Below are 1,421 nucleotides of genomic sequence, written 5' to 3'. Positions count from 1 at the left end.
GAGCGTAAGCGCGGACCGGTGACGGCCACGGCCGGCAGGCCTGCGGTCCGTACCCGCCCCGAGCGGGGCGCGGACCGCCCGCCCGAACCCGAGCACCACCCGGCCCGCACGCACGCCTCGGGGACACGGACTCACGAACCCCTTCCCCTCCCCACCCCGAGACCTGGAGGTCTTCTGCCATGCCCGAGAACAGCAACCGGTGGACCTCGGACCACCTGATGAAGCCCGGCGGCACGGCCGTCTACGCCGCCCAGCAGCGCGAGCGGCTGCGGCAGATGGCCGACGAGGTCAGGGCCCTGCTCGGCGAGTACCGGGCCGACCTGGAGAACATCCAGTTCGACGGTGACAAGCCCTTCGAATCCCGAATCCGGGCCTACCTCGCCTCCCGCCCGCTGGCGCAGCTCGAAAAGGACCTGCGGGACGCCGTAAACCACGCCGGAAAGCTCGACGCAGAATTCCAGCGGCGCTACGTCGAACTGCCCGAAAGGCGTGAGAGGAAGGCGGAGAAGAAGGAGCTTGAAAAGGCCCACAAGAAGGGCCTGGCCACCGCCCGCGCGATCAACACCGCCGGGCACCTCAACGGCCTCACCAGCGCCCTGGTCGAACCGACCGGCGACAGTAAGGGAGTCGTGCAGAAGACCGGCACGGAAGGCGGTCAGAGCACCTTCTTGGACTTCCTGGAAAAGAGGGCCTGATATATGGCCGCTCACCTTTCCAAGGGTCAGACGGCGCGCTGGAACAAGCGCCTGGCGGAGACCACCACGAACAAGGCGCGGGCCACCGCGCTGTGGGACCTCGCCCGGCTCCTGGCGGGCACCGACGACAGGGCGTGGGCCGACCTGGTCCTGCTGCTCCAGGGCTGGACGACGGAGCAGCAGGGCCGGCCCACCTCGCCGTAACGCTCCGCGCTCATCACAGCTCATCAACACCGCCTCACCCCGAGAATCCGGGGGGCCCAACATGCGCGGCTATACGCGCGCGTGAGGCCCCCGGATGTGTGACCCGGAGTGACTGATCGAATGGAGACGGCCGATGGCCGACGACGACGCCGGGGGGACCGTCCTCGGCTTCCCCGGCGGGCTCACGATCCCGGGGCCGGTGGGCAGCGCCCCGCCGGCCCCAGGGGCGGACACCCCCACCCTGACCGCCCTGCCCACCCTGGCGCCCCCGCCCTCCCTGCTGGTCGCCGGGAATTCCGACGTCGGCGGAGGCGGTGACACCACGGCCACGCACGCGGACCCCGGAATCCCGGACAGTCCGCAAGGGCAGGGAATCGCCGCCATGTCGGTGGTAATGATGGCCGGTATTACCGTCGCCGCAATGCGCGGTGCATGGAATGCCGCCGCATATCTGAAAGCCCGCCACGAACACCACCGGGTCTTTGATGACAAGATGCAGGCGGCGTCGTTAATTTTGGAGAT

General features: G+C 69.2%; 2 protein-coding genes and 1 pseudogene. All 3 read left to right on the top strand.

Annotated features, from left to right (window positions below; translation table 11 throughout):
- The first annotated feature begins 179 nt into the window (after positions 1-179).
- Positions 180-695, top strand: a complete 516-nt coding sequence (locus ACFXGI_RS38730; RefSeq protein ID WP_384717789.1) for a hypothetical protein — start codon at positions 180-182, stop codon at positions 693-695.
- Between the two features lie 3 nt (positions 696-698).
- Positions 699-899, top strand: a complete 201-nt coding sequence (locus tag ACFXGI_RS38725; RefSeq protein WP_257858138.1) for a hypothetical protein — start codon at positions 699-701, stop codon at positions 897-899.
- Positions 900-1,032: 133 nt separating this feature from the next.
- A pseudogene (locus ACFXGI_RS38720) lies at positions 1,033-1,421 on the top strand (hypothetical protein); the annotation flags it as partial.

Origin of the sequence: Streptomyces sp. NPDC059355, from assembly GCF_042752335.1 — a bacterium.
GTDB lineage: Bacteria > Actinomycetota > Actinomycetes > Streptomycetales > Streptomycetaceae > Streptomyces.
Note: the sequence above shows the minus strand (reverse complement) of the source record. Positions and strands in the feature narration are given on the sequence as shown.